Consider the following 17,156-nt stretch of genomic DNA (forward strand, 5'->3'; position numbering starts at 1 on the left):
AAAAAACAAAACATTGTAATGACCCTAAAGTTATCTAAGTTTCAGACGATCAGGTAAGCACGAAGGACCAGTATAGCTTTGTGAACCTTTCGTTCCAAGGCAATGTTTTTGGCAAGGAAGCCAAAGATCACTTTTCAAGGAGGAAAACATGTCTTTAGTAATTAACCACAACTTGATGGCTATGAATGCCAACCGCAACTTGGCAGATTCGTATGGTAACCTCGGTGTATCAACCCGTCGCCTGTCTTCAGGTCTTCGTGTTGGAACCGCGGCCGACGATGCTGCAGGTCTCGCAATTCGCGAACTGATGCGTGCGGACATTAAGTCACTCAACCAGGGTATCCGTAACGCCAACGATGCAATTTCAATGATCCAGACCGCTGACGGCGCTCTCGGTGTTATTGATGAAAAGCTCATTCGTATGAAGGAACTTGCAACTCAGGCATCAACCGGTACCTACAACTCTGACCAGCGTCTGATCATCGACTCCGAATATCAGGCCATGGCTTCAGAAATCACTCGTATTGCTAGTGCAACTGACTTTAACGGTATTCACCTGCTTAATGGTAACATTTCCGGTGCTAACTCCGATCACAGCGGTACCGCGCTCAAGTCTTCTGGTCCGATCAAGGTTCACTTCGGGTCCGGTAACGACTGCTCGGAAGACTACTACTATGTTTCCATTAACACCTCTACTGCTTCCGCACTCGGTGTCGGTATTGCAGCGGACAACTCCATTTCTACCCAGGAACTGGCGCAGAAGTCTTTGGATAAGCTGAATGATGCTATTATCTCAAAGGATAAGATCCGCGCTAACCTCGGTGCCATGCAGAACAGGCTGGAAAACACCATTACCAACCTGTCCATCCAGGCAGAAAACGTTCAGGCTGCGGAATCCCGTATCTCCGACGTTGATGTCGCTACCGAAATGACTGAGTTCACCCGTAACCAGATTCTGACCCAGTCCGCAGTAGCTATGCTCTCGCAGGCTAACAGCATGCCCAGAATGGCAATGCAGCTCATCGGTTAATAAAATCGAACACGCAGCATAAAGCATTCTGATTAAGTCAGATTAGTGGATAAAGCCGGGTCCGGTCCAAACGGCCCGGCTTTTTCTCTAAAGAACGAGCAGAAACAAACCCTCATTAATATAACCTTAACCAGCCATTAACATTTGGCATCCAGATTGCATCATCAGAGGTGAGAATAGAACCAGGGAAAAAAATTCCCGGAGAGAATTATGTCTGATTACACCTCAGGAAATATCAACTTTACCGGACTCGGCTCCGGAACCGACTTCCAGTCGCTTATCGACGGGCTGATCAAGCTTGAACGAGTCCACATTAATAGACTCGAGAGCTGGAAAAGCACGTGGAGCGATAAGGTTGAGAAATTTCAGGAACTGAACACTGAACTGCTCAGTCTTCAGACTACACTTAAGTCCATGGATACACTTGATGAATTCATGACTAAGGCAGTCTCAACAACCGATGCAGATACAGCTACAGCCACTGCCACAAGTGAAGCAGACATAACCAGCCATACTGTTGAAATCAATCAGTTGGCGAAAAATGATATTGTCGTAGGCTTTAATGGTCTCGACAAAGAATCTGACCCGTACTTCACGTCCACCGGAACATTCTCTTTTTCTTACGCCGGACAATCGGTTACCCTCAGCAATATCCCCTCAGGAACCACCATGCAGGGATTCGTCAACATGATTAACAACCATGCTGACACACGGGATAAGATCAGAGCCGCTACTATTAATGATGGTGATAAGGTTCACTTACAGATTTACGGCCTTGATCTGGGTGCAGACAACCAGATTATCCTGTCAAACATTTCCGGTGCTGTTTTTGATGAAACAGATTTCTTCCGTTCCCAGAATGCACAAAATTCCCAAATAAAAGTCGATGGTTACCCGTTTCTGGCAGCTCAGTGGATCGAGCGAGACACGAACACTATTGATGATGTTATTCCGGGCGTCACTTTGAATTTAAAGAAAACGACCCCCGCAGGCTCGCCCATCAATATCGGTATCACCACTGATAAGGAAGGGATGGTCGAGAACGTCCAGAAATATGTCGACCAGACGAACAAGGTCCGGCAAATGATCAAGGACTTGACGTCTGTTACAACTTCTTCAGACTCGGCCAAGGGCTCAATCCTGACCGGTAACTACGGTGTTGAACTGTTAGTCGGCCAGAGATTGAAGGAAGTTGTTGCCAGTAGGGGGATCGGTTTTTCATGGTTTGTTGAGGACGCTGCCACCGGTAATACCAGCGGTGACCGCTATTCAGCTCTTTCACAGTTGGGCATCAAGACCAACGCTGATTCCGGCGGGGCCAACATGGGCTTGCTGGAACTTGATACAGAAGAGCTGACCAAGGCTTTGAATGACGATCCTATGGCGGTCGCAAAGCTTTTCTCTGCGAACTATCTAGGTGAATCAGAGTCCCCGAACCTGACCTACCTGTCCCACATTAGCGGCGTGACAAAGCCGGGCCAGTACAATGTCCAGTATGAAGTTGCCGGCGGCAAGCTGATCTCCGCAAGTATAAATGGTGTTACAGCTTCCGTTGATTCCGACACATGGCAGATCACCGGTCCCTCCGGAACCGATGCTTCAGGTATGGCTATCCGAGTTGAAAACAGGGCTGACGGAACGTACGGAAATTCTGACAGCGATGCTGCAGATGCCATGAACATCAACCTGAAGCTCGGGAAAATCGGAGAAACGGTTGAAATTCTAGGTGACATCACCAGTGATAACGGTCCTCTTGAAATTCTTCAGGACAACTACAATACGATCATGAACAACATCGATAAAAAGATCGAATATGAAGAAGACCGTATTGCCATGAAGAAGAGAATGCTGACCCAGAAGTACGCAAGACTTGATGAACTTCTCGGTAACTATCAGGGACAATCCGCATCGTTGACAGCCAGCATAACCTCAATGATGAAGGGCTAACTCGAATCGGTTAAATTTTTCTGAAAAAAACTCTAATGTTTCTGAAAAGGCTGCCGATCAGTTAGTCAGGAGGAGCAAATATGCACAAAGCCGCTCAAGCTTATCTTTCAACTCAGGTCCATACCACTTCAAAGGGAGAACTTCTCCTCATGCTTTATGATGCTGCAATCAAGTTCATGAAGCAGGCCAAAGTAAAGATCGACGAAAAGGATTACGCTGCAAAGGGAATCCTGATCTCCAAGGCCATCGAAGTTATCTCCGAGCTTACCGCCAGCCTTAATAAGGAAAAAGGTGGAGAACTTGCTGAAAACCTCAGCAGACTCTACATTTTCTGCAACACAAGACTGCTGCAGGCGAACCTGAAGATGGATACCCAGAAGATTGATGAAGTTATCAAGATTATCGACGGTATTGCTTCCGCCTACCGGGAAATTATTCCCACCGAAGAAGCACAGGCCGCAGTTCCCCTGCAGACGACTGCCAGCGCAAATAGCGGTTCCACAAACGTAAACCGCAGCTTTGTTAACGACGCCGGATACGGGATGCAGACACCCACGGCTCAAAACATACCTTCACCAAATGCCCTGCGCCTTAAGAAGGCTGCGAATGCATATGGAGGCGGGATGTAAATTCCCAGAATAATTTGCTCCGGCTATTTGTTAAATATCAAGCCCCTGCTTAGGCAGGGGCTTTTCTTATTTACTTAGCCCGCCCTATCTGTCATCTATTTCAATCATGGATAATAACAGAATAAGAGTACTTCAGGTTGCACCTTCACTCGGACTGGGCGGCACGGAAAAAGTAATGCAGTCTTTTGCCGTCAATCTGGATGAGACCCAATTCAATACCGCAGTATACTCTTCCAGCGACGGGCCAAGGGGTAAAATTCTCCGCGAACATGGGGTGGCGACATTCATCGGCACGGATTTATTTTCCGTTCTTCTAAAATTCCGACCAGACGTTGTCCACATCCACCGAGCAGGCTGGACAGAGCCTGGATCACTGAGGCCCTTTAAGCTGGCTGAGATACCTGTCTTGGTAGAAACAAATGTATTTGGTCACCATGACCCCAGCCCCGAAGCAGGGCTTATTGACCGTCATTTGTTTGTCTCACAATTCTGCGCTGAGCGTTTTGAAATAGTAAATTCCATTCCTGCGATTAAACCCAAGTACTCTGTTCTCTACAACCCGGTTGATACGGACTTTTTTGCCGCCCACTGCCCTGCCGACCGGGAAATACCCCAGAATTCATTCGGAAGAATTTCCCGTGCGGACAAGGGTAAATGGTCTGACCTTGCTTTAAATTTCCTGCCACTTATCGAGAAGCAAGTCGAAAGGGGCAAGCTCCATCCTTTCCTTTACAACATAATCGGCGGCATTCCTGAAGCAGAGCAATTCGTTGCCGATAATGGTTTGCAAAAATATGTAAATTTTCTGCCTCCGGTACTTACAGATGCTGAAATTGCAGACTTTCTCAATTCCATAGGATTTCTGGTCCACGCCAACGACACAGGTGAATCCTTCGGACTGGTCATTGCAGAAGCAATGGCAGCGGGCTTGCCGGTCATAACCCACCCAAGCAAAGACCTGCGTGACAATGCGCAGCTGGAGCTGGTCGATCATGGCGAGACCGGAATTATCGCTAACGATGCCTATGAATTCGCACAGGCGGTAATTTTCCTGCTTACACATCCCCACAAAGCACGGGAGATGGGGGAAAGAGGGCGGGCCAAAGCAGCAAAACTTTTCCGGGCGCAGGATATCGCCGAAAAATTAGGCTCTATTTATGTGGAACTGCTCAAAATGAAGACCAAACTCTAAACACATGCAGCATACTTTCACCCTCTACTCAAACCAAATTCTGAGCTACCTTCTTGATGGACTGCCAGAGGAAGAAACAGCCCCGCCTTCCACAAGTGATACTGAAACCGCAGCAAAACATATTCGCTTTGCTGCTAGACGCAATGCGGAAACGATCATCCTTTTCGGTGCCGGTGACGGTCGGCTAGCCCAAGAGCTTGCTAAACAGAAAGAAGCCCGGCAGCTTCTTTTAATCTGCGATCTTTTTCCCCAACAGATCAGACAGCTCAAATCTGACGGTTTGGACAGCATCATCAAGGAAAACTGCGTTATTCTGACCGATTCTTCAATGTGGGCACAGTTACTCTTGCTCATCCAGAATGGATACAACGCAATAGATTCTCATCTGATCCTCAATCCCGCTTTAGCCGGAGACAGCAAAAAGATGCATCAGAATCTGCAAAAACTTTTCTCCGGGACTAAAAAAATTCCGCTTCCGGCAAAATACGGCTCCGGCAAAATTTCCGCTGCCGCAATACTCAGCCCGGATGAACCGGATCTTAAAGATTTTATCAGCAACTTTCCTGAATGGATTGATGAAATTGTGCTGGTCTGGGATGCAACGGAAATACCCAGCATACATAAAAAGGAAGAGTTTCAAAATGAAAAGATCACCCACATCTGCCAACAGTTAAATGCTGACTTCTCTGCCCAGCGCAACCGCATGCTTCGGCATTGCTCCGGTGACTGGGTAATTTATCTGGATGCAGATGAAAGACTTGATAGTGACAGCTGGGAAAGAATCAGACTTGCAGCGGCATCAGACTACTGTGACTGCTGGTATCTGCCGCGCATGACATTTTACCCCGACAGTAAAAATTGCCGCATTGGATATGGTTTATGGCCGGACCTACAGCTACGGCTTTTTAAAAATACAGCAGGACTAAAATTCATCAATAAAATCCACGAACAGCTAATAGGACACAAAGGTAAATCCGGAATTTTAACGGACTGTCCTATCGAGCACTTGACCCACATTTTGAAAAGCAGAGAAAAAATTGAGAGCAAGCTCAAAAATTTTGATCAGGCTGCAGGTGGAGGCCTCAACCATCGTCTGGGAAAAGATTTTCCCCATATTTTAAATGAATTTATCAGTCCCGAAAAAGACAGAGAAATCGGGGCGCTGCTGCTTCCTGACATCAATCTGACATGATGATCATGCACAATTGGCATTGCCTAACAGTATAAAATTTATTAGGTCTGACCAAAATATTCAGACAAACAGCTTCAAGGATATAATATGAAAGTTACTTGTCCCGAGTGCGATTTCAGCAGTGAAATACCGGTAGATAAAATCCCGGCCACTGCCCAGCTTGCAACCTGTCCTAAATGTCAGGCTAAATTCAAATTCAGAGATCTGGATGAAGAATCAGTTTCAGGGGTTCAGCCCGAACAACACAGTTCCCCTGATCCGGATGAAGAGTACGGCGATGCTGCGGCCTATGTAAACCAGCATGCTCAGGAAGAACAATCCCATGTCGACCATGGTTACGAGCAACACGCCCAGTACGCTGAACAGCCCGAACAGGATGATGCACGATCAAAGCAGCAACCTTATGCGCAGGAAGAAACCATACACGCAGAGCCTGAACAGGATGAAAAATCCGACATCTGGCAGCGTCTTGATTCCATGAACCCGGAAAATGTTCATGAAGATGATGAGAACATGGCATTTGCGCATAGTCCAGAAGGCGAAATTCCTTTTGAAAGCATGGAAAAACACGGTTTTTTTCCTGCCTTGTTCCTGACTATCAAACAGATAATTCTCTCACCTGCTGCATTTTTCAGCAACATGCCGCTTAAAGGTTTTTTGATGCCCCTGTTTTTCTTCATCCTTATGGCTGAATTTCAGGAGATCTGTAATTTCATCTGGGCTATGACCGGGGTAGACACATCCATGACCAGTGATGTCGGCAGAATTATCGATGATTCTGTCATCGCCGAATCCTTACAGGACGGAACAGGACCGGCACTGCTTTCCCTGCTGTTCTATCCTTTGATGCTGGCGGGGATCAGCTTTCCGGTTATCGGTATGACCCACATCATGCTCATGATTTTCGGAGCGGCGGAACGCGGCTATCAAGCAACATTCAGGGCCGCAACATACTCCTACGCCCCCATAATTCTCTGCGTAATCCCGATTGTCGGTGATATGATCGGTGCGTTGATAAGTGTGGCCATATCCATCATAGCTTATAAAAACATCCACAATACGACATACATGCGGGTTGTTCTTTCAATGGTAATGCCTCTTGTGTTACTATTGGTCATTCTGGGCTTTTACATGCAGTTCAACCAGCCCACAATCTAGCTGCCGGGGATATTTATGTTTGGATGGTTTAAAGGGAAAATGGACAATGCCAAGGAACGTATCCGCATTGCCAAAGAAATCAACCCTAGAAGTTTCCGGAGTATGGCTCGTGAGATCACAGATCTTGCCGATGCCTGCTCGCAGGTCTGTTCACCTGAAAGTGAGCTGTTACAACGAGTTGAAAGAATCAAAGGCGAAATGGAGCAACTGACAGAACTGACCCACCAGCCCGAATTCAAGAAACTTTCAGTGCAACGTAAAATGGAACTTCGCCAAAGCCTGATCCAATCACGTGAACAGATTCTGGATTCCATGCAGGCAACACCATCCCCAACAAAACTTATTCAATAAAAAAAAAGCGGTCCTTCAAAATGAGGACCGCTTTTTTTATGGATTGAACCATAACCGTTCATCTTCAAGCGGCGTTTCCTCGGGTAATATTGGATTATCCAGCTCAATCATTTTCCTGCTCCTGAGATCGCCCTGTTCTATGTCCGCCCGGTTGTATTTTTCAAAAATAGCATCAAAACTACCATCTTCAATCATTCTCCATAGTCCGGTCTCTATCCTCGCAGCCAACTCCGTGTCCCTTTTGTTGAAGAAAAAATAATACGGCCAGGCATATTTCAGCAGCAGATTCTGTCCGATAATGATATTCGGATAATCCTCCCAGTTAAGTTCAAGTTCATCAAAAACTTCATTAACCCCTCGGGGAAACAGATCCACTCTGTGCTTATTGAGCATTTTAAAAATATTTTCGTAGTTTGCGGTCACAACATTCAACCCAGCCCTGCTTAAGACTTCTACATCACCCCAGCCGAGTCCTTGCGCCAAAACAACTTTCTTAAGACCTTCAATATCCTGAATTTCGGCCGTCTTTTTCTGCCCGGATAGAGTCGTCAGCATCAATCGGTAGCCAAGGATACCTTTACGCAGCGGAATCCTGATCGGCAGCAGCTTTCTCTCCTTCTCAATCGATGTGGATCCCCAAGCTATGTTAATATACTTTTGCTGTATAAGACTGTTATCCGCCCTGCCGGTATTCATAACAGCTGAAGCTTCGATAAGACTGTATGGTCCATAATCCCTTTCAGTCTTAGCCAACGCAGTACGCAGAATCTCAATGATGTCCCTATGTCTTTCATCAGCCCAATATTCGGGTCCGGGATAAACAACTTTTGTTTCAGCGAAGACAATAGATCCCGGCAAGATATGTATTATCCCTAGCAAGATGAATATGAATGAAGCCTGCAGCAATCTATGCATGGCCCCTCCTGTAATGAATGGCAAATATAAATTTCCTGTGTATATTAAAGGAAAAAAACAAAAAAAACATTAAACCAATGCATGCTAAATCCAACTGAACCCGACATCACACAAAAACCTTTAATGCGGCATGCTTATTGCTTAACTCCACAGAGAACACTGTTATAGTCAAATTATGGACAAATAAATACAAACCTAACCCATCGGTTGCTGATATGAAAAAAATATTTCTTATAATTTTGTTAGCACTTTCGGCCTGCACACATTTTGAACCCCAAATTGCCACCCAATCTGTCTACTATCAGGATGCTGAGGTTCAGCTATCGCAACTCATGGTATATTCCAGACCGGATAAACCTCATTACGGTCCACTTTCAGCTCTATTCTATCCTTTTCATGTAACCCAGACCATGCACAAAGGCAGCGACTGGGGAAAAAGAGTTGCCAAAGGTATCTGGCAAAACTGGACCAGTCTGCAGATTTTCCCTTCCATGGTTTATGACGAGAACCTGACATATCGCGGTTTGGATGAAGCTCTTTTTGTAGCCCGCTCCAAAGGCTACGACCTGCTGGTGGTAGGATTCGTGCCTTACCTTTACCTCGGTCACACCATGGACGATTCCGCCCTGACTGTTCAGGTTAAAATTTATGAAACCAAACGCGGACAAATGGTCTGCTCTTTTGAACAAAGCGGTCGTATTGAAAAGAAAATGGACGATGATTTCATCTTTGTTAAGCGTGAACACCGCATGCCGGACTCAGCCTTCTACAACATCATCCAAGCCATCGCCACAGACATGGCCGTCCCCCTAACCTCATGGGCTCGCTACGAGACCACCAACCAGGGTATGAGTGCCGCACTGATGCCAAACATGATCCAGATGCAGGCTCCGCCGCAAACCGGACAATCCCTGCATCAGGAAACGCAGCAGAACATGAGCCAGCAAGAGAATTCCCCTGCAACCACGCAAGCCGCAGATCAGCAAATCGCCCAGCCAATGAGTTCCAAGGCTAAATCCAAGCCAAGATCCATCAACCTTGCTGTACAATTTGACGTAGACTCTTCGGAAATCAAACCTGAATCCTACCCTTTGCTGAACGAACTGGGTAAAGCCCTTATCGGGGACAATCTCAAAGATAAACGAGTAATTATCGGTGGGCATACCGACTCCGATGCCTCGCCGGAATATAACCTCAAACTAAGCAAAGCACGTGCGGAAGCAGTAAAAAAATACCTGACATCCAATTTCCCCATTGCGCCGCAACGCATAGGGACAACCGGATTCGGTGAAGCAAACCCGCTGGTGCCCAATACCACCAAGTACAACAAACTGCTTAACAGAAGGGTGCAGGTTTCTATTGCCCCTTAATTTTTATTCTTGAACATCATCAATTGGTTCATTGCCGCTTTAACTATACCGAACTAAATATAATTACCTCCTCATCCAAATACCGACCGAATGAGGAGGTAATTATATTTATATCATGTCTAATTGATAAACCATTTCATTTATTTTTTATGGTTTTTCAACAACTTACATCACACATCAAAACCTCCTAATTTGCCCTTTTCCCCCGCCTTCATTTATGTTACTCCAAAACTCGCTCTCTCGTTACGCATAACCGATTATTTTCCCTGTTGACGACAAAGGAACAGTAATTATTATCTTTAGCATGATCAGGGAAAATATCGTTAAAACTGATAGCCTGGCGCGTTAATCGCTGCTAGGGAGGATTTTTATAAATGATTGGTATTTCTAAACTTTACTGTGGCGCGGTAGAATCTTCCGATGCCCTGCGCTACGGCCGTGAATCCGGAAAACTGCCTTCCCATCTTTTGCAGTTCTCTAAAGATAAAAAGCCTGTTGTTGTCTGGAACATGACCAGACGCTGCAACCTCAAGTGTGTCCACTGTTACGCACAGGCTGTTGATCCTGATGGGCAGGATGAAATCAGCACAGCAAAAGCTAAAGAGATCATTGACGATCTCGCAGCATTCGGCGCTCCCGTAATGCTTTTCTCCGGCGGAGAACCTCTGGTACGTAAAGACCTCGTCGAACTGGCAAGCTACGCCACCGGCAAAGGCATGCGTGCTGTTATCTCCACCAACGGAACCCTGATCACCAAAGAAAAGGCCCGCGAACTCAAAGACGTCGGCCTTTCCTACGTAGGTATTTCCCTTGACGGTACCGAAGAAACCCACGACAAATTCCGCGGCGTTCCCGGTTCTTACAAAAAAGCACTTCAGGGTGTTGAAAACTGTAAAGCCGAAGGTCTAAAAGTAGGTCTGCGTTTCACCATCAACAAACGCAACTGGACTGAAGTTCCTTCCATCTTTCAGGTTCTCCGTGATCTTGAAGTACCCAGAGCATGTTTTTACCATCTGGTATACTCCGGCCGTGGTTCCGAACTGATCAAAGAAGATCTGAGCCACGCGGAAACCCGCCAGCTGCTCGACCTGATCATGGACGAGACCAAAGCTCTCTACGATGCAGGCATGCCCAAAGAAATCCTCACCGTTGATAACCATGCCGATGGTGTTTACGTTTACCAGCGCCTTCTCAAAGAAGATCCCGAACGTGCCAAGGAAGTTCTTGAACTGCTCCAGTTCAACGAAGGCAACAACTCCGGTCGCGGTATCGGTTGTATCTCCTGGGACGGTCAGGTTCATGCTGACCAGTTCTGGCGCAACCACACCTTCGGTAACGTTCTGGAACGTCCCTTCTCCGAAATCTGGATGGACGAGAAGATCGAGCTGCTGCACAAACTGAAAGATAAGAAACAGCACGTTGGCGGACGCTGCGCAGAATGTCGCTACCTGAACATCTGTGGCGGTAACTTCCGTGCCCGCGCTGAAGCATACTACGACGACATCTGGGCTCAGGACCCGGCTTGTTACCTCACCGATGAGGAAATCAAGAAGGACTAGGCCCGTCTGTTTTTGAAAAAAGCTTCAAGACAGTCGTCCTGTCGACGATAGATATTATTAAATCCCGGCGGGCCATCAGGTCTGCCGGGATTTATTTGTTTTGATGCACTTCGCGCTAGGGAAATCTGCGAGCATCAACAAACATTTTATCGATAACGCGGCGAAGCCCTACTAAAAAAGTTTGGGATTCTTAAACCCTTTTCAAAGGGTTTAAGCCCCCGGAGGGACCCGCGGTAGCGCCGCCGGAGGCAAATATGGTATTTGATTTTCATAGGGGACGCAGACTCAGGCGCACCCCGGTTATTCGTGATCTGGTTAGGGAAACCACCCTTTCCGCCAATGATCTGATGATGCCCTACTTCGTCTACGAAACAGACGACGAGAACTACAAGAAAGAAGTTTCTTCCATGCCCGGCCAGTATCAGCTCAGCCTGAAACAGCTGGAAATAACCGTGGAAAAAGCTGTTGCAAACGGCCTGAAGAGCCTGATCCTCTTCGGCATTCCCGCCGAGAAGGACCCTGCGGGAACTCAGGCATACGCTGATGAAGGAATCGTGCAGCAGGCTGTGCGTCTGCTGAAGAAGCGTTTCCCTGAAGTACTGGTCTGCACTGACGTGTGTTTATGTGAATTCACATCTCACGGTCACTGCGGCCTGGCTAAAGATGAAATCATCCTCAACGATGCAACCCTCGACCTGCTGGCTAAAACTGCCCTTTCTCACGCCAATGCCGGTGCAGACATGGTTGCTCCCTCAGACATGATGGACGGACGTGTTGCCGCCATTCGTGAAATTCTTGATGAAAACGGCTTCGCCGACCTGCCGCTCATGTCCTATTCCGTAAAATATGCATCCGGCTACTACGGTCCTTTCCGCGAAGCAGCAGAAGGCGCACCCCAGTTCGGTGACCGCAAGACCTACCAGATGGACCCTGCCAACGCCCGCGAAGGCCTGCGTGAAGCAGCAGCGGACGTTATCGAAGGCGCGGACATCCTCATGGTAAAACCTGCCGGACCGTACATGGACATCATCCGCCAGACCCGCGACAACTTCGACCTGCCCGTAGCGGCCTATCAGGTCAGCGGCGAATACTCCATGATCAAAGCTGCGGCCTTGAACGGCTGGGTGGATGAAGAATCCGTGGTCTGGGAATCCCTGATCGGCCTGAAACGTGCCGGAGCGGACCTGATCCTGACCTACTTTACCGAAGACGTACTTAAAAGACTGAAAGAGAAATAATATGAGCGATAAAAAAATGACAGGCGGACATCCCGGAGGACATCCGGGCGGCAAACCGGGCCATCCCGGCGGCGGACATCCCGGTGGTCATCCGGGAGTACATCCCATTCCCCAGAAGAACGCTGACGGTTCCCCGCCGCTGCGTCTCATCGCATGGGAAATAACCCGCTCCTGCAACCTTGCCTGCAAGCATTGCAGGGCTGAAGCACACCCGGAACCTTATCCGGGCGAACTTTCCACCGAGGAAGCAAAAGCACTTATCGATACCTTTCCCGAAACCGGGGACCCGATCATCATCTTCACCGGTGGTGAACCGCTGCTGCGCCACGATGTTTTCGAACTGGTTTCCTACGCCAACGACAAAGGGCTGCGCTGCGTAATGGCTCCCAACGGAACCCTGCTCACAGCAGAAAATTCCGTACAGCTGAAAGAAGTCGGTATCCAGCGTTGCTCCATCTCCATTGATGCAGCCGAAGCAAAATACCATGACGAATTCCGTGGCGAACAGGGTGCATTCGACAAGGCTATGCAAGGTATCCAGTATCTTAAAGATGCCGGAATCGAATTCCAGATCAACACCACTGTGACCCGCAACAACCTGCACATGTTCAAGGATATTTTCAAGCTAGCTAAAGATCTTGGTGCATCCGCATGGCACATTTTCCTGCTGGTTCCCACCGGACGTGCAGCAGAGCTCGGCGCAGAAATTATCAGTGCAGAAGAATACGAAGAGGTCCTCAACTGGTTCTACGATTTCCAGAAAACCACCGACATGCAGCTCAAGGCGACCTGTGCTCCGCACTACCACCGCATCCTGCGCCAGCGCGCAAAGGAAGAAGGTATCCCGGTTAACTTTGAAAACTTCGGTCTTGATGCAGTGAGCCGTGGCTGTCTCGGCGGTGTTGGATTCTGTTTCATTTCCCATCGCGGTCAGGTTCAGCCCTGCGGTTACCTTGATCTGGATTGCGGTAACGTGCGCGAGATCCCTTTCCCGGAAATCTGGGCCAAGTCACCGCAGTTCCTTAACCTGCGCAATCCCGACACCTATGACGGAAAATGCGGTCATTGCGAATACGAAAAAGTCTGCGGCGGTTGCCGTGCGCGTGCCGAAACCATGGAAAACAACTACCTTGGACCGGAACCGCTCTGCTCTTACGAGCCGAAGAAAAAGCCCAAAGCTTAAAAATATAAGAACCGCCCTATTTAACTAATAGGAACTCCAAAGGGGATTATCCCCTTTGGCCGCCGGAGGCGAAATCAAATCGTCAAAAGCGCGAAGCGCATCAAAATTCCAAAGGATAAAGAATGGACGCAGTAGATAAAGACATTCTCGGCATTATACAGTCCGGATTCCCCATTGCTTCCCGCCCTTACGAGGAGATCGGAAAAATGGTCGGCGTATCCGAAGATGAAGCACTCTCACGCGTAAATGCTCTGCGTGAAGACGGGGTAATCCGCCGTGTGGGCGCGAACTTCGGTTCCCGTGAACTAGGCTGGCACTCAACCCTTTGCGCAGCAAAGGTTCCTGAAGAAAAAATGGATGAATTCGTAGCCGAGGTTAACCGCCACAGCGGCGTAACCCACAACTACCTGCGTGAAAACGACTTCAACATCTGGTTTACCTTCATTGGCCCGGACAAAGAGACCGTCAAAGCCACTCTCGCTGCAATCACCGAGAAAACCGGCGTTCGCGTTCTCTACCTGCCCGCAACCAAAATGTTCAAAATCAAGGTTGATTTTGACATGAAGGAAGACAAGGAGAAAAAATAATGGCAGCCAAGGAAACCATCATTTCCCCGTCACTGCTTTCCTGCGATTTCAGCCGTCTGGCAGATGAGCTGAAAGCGTTGGAAGAAGCGGGCCTCAAGTGGGCCCATCTTGATGTTATGGACGGTAGATTCGTACCCAACATCACATTCGGTCCTCCGGTAATCAAATCCATGCGCAAGGAATGCAACCTGTTCTTCGACTGCCATCTCATGATTGAGCAGCCCGAGCGATACATTGACGAATTCTGCGATGCCGGTGCAGACCTGCTCTGCATCCACGCAGAATCCACCGTACACCTTGAACGTGCAGTGGCTGCCATTGCGGAACGGGGCGTTAAGCCCGCAGTCGCACTGAACCCGGCTACCTCGCTGGAATCAATCAAGTACCTGATTCCGCAGCTGCACATGGTGCTGATCATGTCCGTTAACCCCGGTTTCGGCGGCCAGAAGTACATCCCCTTCTGCACCCAGAAAGTGCGCGACCTGCGTGACATGATCGACGAAATGGGTGCTGATACCCTTATCCAGCTTGATGGCGGAGTAACCATGGATAACTGCCGCGAACTGGTTGAAGCAGGTGCTGATGTGCTTGTCTCCGGTTCCGCATTCTTCAAATATCCGCCCTACGCAGAACGCCATAAACTCTTTTTGGAAACCTGCGCCGGTAACTAGAAAGCCTCTGGCAGCTCTTCGGGGACCAAAGAACTTTTTTTGAAAACAAAGTTCTCTGGACTCTCCAAAAAACTTTTATTAGGGCTTCGCCGCTTTGGTTTAATGACTACTCAGAAAAAAATCCCGCAATATCAAAAGATGTTGCGGGATTTTTATGTCTTGGTTTATTTTATATTTCAATCTTTACTGGCTATTCAACGGATAGAAACATCTCCAGTCTTTGATTGGGAAATCCCGCCATTTGTCTCTGAAAAGACACCATTTCCTTGAATCGAAGTAGGTGTACCCTTGACCTCAAAATTTGAGCTACCGACGTGCACCGTGATCAGATTCCCACGTCCTTCAATGGCAACCGTAGAGCCTGCTTTAACGCTACTGCGGGCTTTTGATGAAATACGGCTGAGCCCTATAGCCTTATCACCTATGGCGCCGATTACGCCAGAGACTCTTGACACCCCGCCTTTCAAATCACGAATAGTTCCGGATCTGTTGCCATGTACAGATCCTCTACTATAGGACATCACACCAGTCCTTTCTTGCCGTGAATTCATGTTTCCAAGACTTCTCGGCGAAAGGGAATCTTTGGTGGCTCCCAATTCACGAGCAATCTCACTCCATCCCATACGCTGACTGCGCATGGATGAAATTGTAGATTTCTTTACTGCTGTCACCGACACCACTGCTTTTGAAGCACGGATTTCTATCTCATTCAGTTCATCGCGAACTGACCGCAAACGGCTTGTTGCCTCATTAACGCCGTCCTCGGACCCACCACGTCTAGCAGCGGCAAGTGAACTGGCTGCGTTACGCACTTCTTTCTTGGCTGATTTAATTTCCTCCTCAATTACGGCAAGCTCAATACCAGCCTTTTTAGACTCAGAGACAGCTCTTAAGTAAGCTCTGGCAGCCGCAGCATCAGCTTCTGCCGGGTTTGAAAAATAGGACTTTGTATCCTGATCTGCTGCAAACGAATTAAAGGAAACAGCAAGAATGCATGTACTCAGAAAACAGAAGCAGCTTAAAAATTTTGAGATATTTTTCATGACGCCTTTTCCTGTTTGAGGACCGTGATAAAACGGATGGAGTCATCCAGTTTATAAATCTTGCCACCGCGCTTTATGACCTCCGGCACTCCGAACCAGCTAAGTGGAAGACGTTCGGATGCGATACCGGGATGGGCATTAAGAATATGTTTCTTTATTTTAGCAGCCCGTTCCTTTGCAAGCTCGGGATTATCTTTGCAGTAGGCGACAATATGAAAAGCAGCACCCATATCAGACGTCATGATGGCTGCAAGAAGCCGCAATGAAAGATTTCCCTCAAGCTCAGACTTTGCGCTGCCAGACTTGAACTTAAGGGTCCGCAAGGTAACATTACGCTTGCCGAGAATAAAATTACGGTAAGTAAAATCACCAAGGCTGTTCAGCTTATCTGTTCCGCACACAGCCAAACTACCGTCTGGGTAATATTCCAAAAATTTTTTCCATTCCTTGACTGCCTGAGTATTCTTGCTCTGGCGGGTCAGGATATCCGCCCGGTTGTAAACAGCCTGCGGATTATATTTATCCCTCAGGATTACTTTGTCATAAAGAGTAAGAGCTTGATCAAGCTTTCCTTCATCAAGATAAGTATGTGCCAGATAAAGTTTTGCAGAAACATTATCCTTATCAATAGAAAGAGCCAGCCGGTAACTTTGCTGTTCCTCTTTAAAATCGTCAAGCGCCCAGTTGGCAACACCAACCCAGAAAAGGTAATCGGCATTATCAGGTTCAAGCTTCGCAGCCTGCTTCAACAGTCCGACAGCAAGCTCCGGTTCCTCAAGGGCTAGATAATAGCGACCAAGATAATAAGCGGCGAGAGCATCTTGCGGATTATCACGGAGTTCTTGGCCGAGAACCTTAAGACCGTCCTCAAACTCCCCGTGGTTTAAATAATATGGTCCGGCAAGATGCGCGCAACCAAACAGGAACAACAAACAAAACAGCTGAGCAAAAGCAATAATTATACGCAATCAAACCTCCCAATGCGTAACAACAGACTCCCAATTTCCCTAGACTTTACCACAAGTATTGATTCATTGGTGAAACTAAACAATTCTTAATAAGAACTCTCAAATATTATGAATCCATCGCCC

The 17,156-nt window shown here is 47.7% G+C and carries 16 protein-coding genes; 13 read left to right on the plus strand and 3 right to left on the minus strand.

The window, feature by feature from the left end; all coding sequences use genetic code 11:
- Positions 1-148: 148 nt before the first annotated feature.
- The 7 genes from ACNI29_RS01275 to ACNI29_RS01305 all read left to right on the plus strand — a co-directional run bounded on the left by ACNI29_RS01275 (position 149) and on the right by ACNI29_RS01305 (position 7,499).
- Positions 149-1,030 (plus strand): flagellin N-terminal helical domain-containing protein, encoded by an 882-nt coding sequence (locus ACNI29_RS01275; RefSeq protein WP_419780391.1) that lies wholly within the window; start codon positions 149-151, stop codon positions 1,028-1,030.
- Positions 1,031-1,240: 210 nt separating this feature from the next.
- Positions 1,241-2,977: a flagellar filament capping protein FliD gene (gene fliD, locus ACNI29_RS01280; RefSeq protein ID WP_419780392.1), complete on the plus strand. Its 1,737-nt coding sequence runs from the start codon at positions 1,241-1,243 to the stop codon at positions 2,975-2,977.
- A gap of 80 nt (positions 2,978-3,057) precedes the next feature.
- Complete coding sequence (gene fliS / locus ACNI29_RS01285) at positions 3,058-3,606, plus strand: flagellar export chaperone FliS (protein ID WP_419780393.1); 549 nt, start codon at positions 3,058-3,060, stop codon at positions 3,604-3,606.
- Positions 3,607-3,712: 106 nt separating this feature from the next.
- Positions 3,713-4,798, plus strand: a complete 1,086-nt coding sequence (locus tag ACNI29_RS01290; protein ID WP_419780394.1) for a glycosyltransferase family 4 protein — start codon at positions 3,713-3,715, stop codon at positions 4,796-4,798.
- Between the two features lie 4 nt (positions 4,799-4,802).
- Complete coding sequence (locus ACNI29_RS01295; RefSeq protein WP_419780395.1) at positions 4,803-5,990, plus strand: glycosyltransferase; 1,188 nt, start codon at positions 4,803-4,805, stop codon at positions 5,988-5,990.
- Between the two features lie 87 nt (positions 5,991-6,077).
- Positions 6,078-7,148 carry a zinc-ribbon domain-containing protein gene (locus ACNI29_RS01300; protein WP_419780396.1) on the plus strand — a complete coding sequence of 357 codons (1,071 nt, stop codon included), beginning with the start codon at positions 6,078-6,080 and terminating at the stop codon, positions 7,146-7,148.
- 15 nt (positions 7,149-7,163) lie between these two features.
- The gene (locus tag ACNI29_RS01305; protein ID WP_419780397.1) at positions 7,164-7,499 is read left to right on the plus strand and encodes a hypothetical protein; all 336 of its coding nucleotides are present in this window, start codon (positions 7,164-7,166) and stop codon (positions 7,497-7,499) included.
- A gap of 36 nt (positions 7,500-7,535) precedes the next feature.
- Here the strand turns inward: ACNI29_RS01305 and ACNI29_RS01310 are convergent, their stop codons facing one another.
- Positions 7,536-8,414, minus strand: coding sequence for a substrate-binding periplasmic protein (locus ACNI29_RS01310; protein WP_419780398.1), 879 nt, complete (start codon positions 8,412-8,414; stop codon positions 7,536-7,538).
- 215 nt (positions 8,415-8,629) lie between these two features.
- Between ACNI29_RS01310 and ACNI29_RS01315 the strand changes: the two genes are divergently transcribed.
- The 6 genes from ACNI29_RS01315 (at position 8,630) to rpe (ending at position 15,022) form a co-directional block, all read left to right on the plus strand.
- Positions 8,630-9,784, plus strand: a complete 1,155-nt coding sequence (locus tag ACNI29_RS01315; RefSeq protein WP_419780399.1) for an OmpA family protein — start codon at positions 8,630-8,632, stop codon at positions 9,782-9,784.
- 374 nt (positions 9,785-10,158) lie between these two features.
- Positions 10,159-11,343 (plus strand): 12,18-didecarboxysiroheme deacetylase, encoded by a 1,185-nt coding sequence (gene ahbC / locus ACNI29_RS01320; protein ID WP_419780400.1) that lies wholly within the window; start codon positions 10,159-10,161, stop codon positions 11,341-11,343.
- Positions 11,344-11,597: 254 nt separating this feature from the next.
- On the plus strand, positions 11,598-12,581 hold the full coding sequence (hemB, locus tag ACNI29_RS01325) for a porphobilinogen synthase (RefSeq protein ID WP_419780401.1): 984 nt from the start codon (positions 11,598-11,600) through the stop codon (positions 12,579-12,581).
- Position 12,582: 1 nt separating this feature from the next.
- Positions 12,583-13,764, plus strand: a complete 1,182-nt coding sequence (ahbD, locus tag ACNI29_RS01330; RefSeq protein WP_419780402.1) for a heme b synthase — start codon at positions 12,583-12,585, stop codon at positions 13,762-13,764.
- Positions 13,765-13,886: 122 nt separating this feature from the next.
- Positions 13,887-14,351: a siroheme decarboxylase subunit alpha gene (gene ahbA, locus ACNI29_RS01335; protein ID WP_419780403.1), complete on the plus strand. Its 465-nt coding sequence runs from the start codon at positions 13,887-13,889 to the stop codon at positions 14,349-14,351.
- Complete coding sequence (gene rpe / locus ACNI29_RS01340; RefSeq protein ID WP_419780404.1) at positions 14,351-15,022, plus strand: ribulose-phosphate 3-epimerase; 672 nt, start codon at positions 14,351-14,353, stop codon at positions 15,020-15,022. The genes ahbA and rpe overlap by 1 nt, the downstream gene beginning before the upstream one ends.
- Before the next feature lie 194 nt (positions 15,023-15,216).
- Here rpe and ACNI29_RS01345 read toward each other — a convergent pair whose 3' ends face one another.
- Together ACNI29_RS01345 and ACNI29_RS01350 are read right to left on the minus strand one after the other, a co-directional pair.
- A complete protein-coding gene (locus tag ACNI29_RS01345) occupies positions 15,217-16,065 on the minus strand; it encodes a hypothetical protein (RefSeq protein WP_419780405.1) in 849 nt (282 codons plus the stop codon).
- The gene (locus ACNI29_RS01350; RefSeq protein ID WP_419780406.1) at positions 16,062-17,033 is read right to left on the minus strand and encodes a tetratricopeptide repeat protein; all 972 of its coding nucleotides are present in this window, start codon (positions 17,031-17,033) and stop codon (positions 16,062-16,064) included. Before ACNI29_RS01350 ends, ACNI29_RS01345 begins: the two co-directional genes overlap by 4 nt.
- Positions 17,034-17,156: the final 123 nt, after the last annotated feature.

Origin of the sequence: Maridesulfovibrio spiralis (SeqCode), assembly GCF_048571135.1 — a bacterium.
GTDB lineage: Bacteria > Desulfobacterota > Desulfovibrionia > Desulfovibrionales > Desulfovibrionaceae > Maridesulfovibrio > Maridesulfovibrio spiralis.

Coding starts and splice junctions, on each gene's coding strand:
- ACNI29_RS01275 (WP_419780391.1), top strand. CDS start 149: ATGTCTTTAGTAATTAACCACAACTTGATGGCTATGAATGCCAACCGC.
- fliD (WP_419780392.1), top strand. CDS start 1,241: ATGTCTGATTACACCTCAGGAAATATCAACTTTACCGGACTCGGCTCC.
- fliS (WP_419780393.1), top strand. CDS start 3,058: ATGCACAAAGCCGCTCAAGCTTATCTTTCAACTCAGGTCCATACCACT.
- ACNI29_RS01290 (WP_419780394.1), top strand. CDS start 3,713: ATGGATAATAACAGAATAAGAGTACTTCAGGTTGCACCTTCACTCGGA.
- ACNI29_RS01295 (WP_419780395.1), top strand. CDS start 4,803: ATGCAGCATACTTTCACCCTCTACTCAAACCAAATTCTGAGCTACCTT.
- ACNI29_RS01300 (WP_419780396.1), top strand. CDS start 6,078: ATGAAAGTTACTTGTCCCGAGTGCGATTTCAGCAGTGAAATACCGGTA.
- ACNI29_RS01305 (WP_419780397.1), top strand. CDS start 7,164: ATGTTTGGATGGTTTAAAGGGAAAATGGACAATGCCAAGGAACGTATC.
- ACNI29_RS01310 (WP_419780398.1), bottom strand. CDS start 8,414: ATGCATAGATTGCTGCAGGCTTCATTCATATTCATCTTGCTAGGGATA.
- ACNI29_RS01315 (WP_419780399.1), top strand. CDS start 8,630: ATGAAAAAAATATTTCTTATAATTTTGTTAGCACTTTCGGCCTGCACA.
- ahbC (WP_419780400.1), top strand. CDS start 10,159: ATGATTGGTATTTCTAAACTTTACTGTGGCGCGGTAGAATCTTCCGAT.
- hemB (WP_419780401.1), top strand. CDS start 11,598: ATGGTATTTGATTTTCATAGGGGACGCAGACTCAGGCGCACCCCGGTT.
- ahbD (WP_419780402.1), top strand. CDS start 12,583: ATGAGCGATAAAAAAATGACAGGCGGACATCCCGGAGGACATCCGGGC.
- ahbA (WP_419780403.1), top strand. CDS start 13,887: ATGGACGCAGTAGATAAAGACATTCTCGGCATTATACAGTCCGGATTC.
- rpe (WP_419780404.1), top strand. CDS start 14,351: ATGGCAGCCAAGGAAACCATCATTTCCCCGTCACTGCTTTCCTGCGAT.
- ACNI29_RS01345 (WP_419780405.1), bottom strand. CDS start 16,065: ATGAAAAATATCTCAAAATTTTTAAGCTGCTTCTGTTTTCTGAGTACA.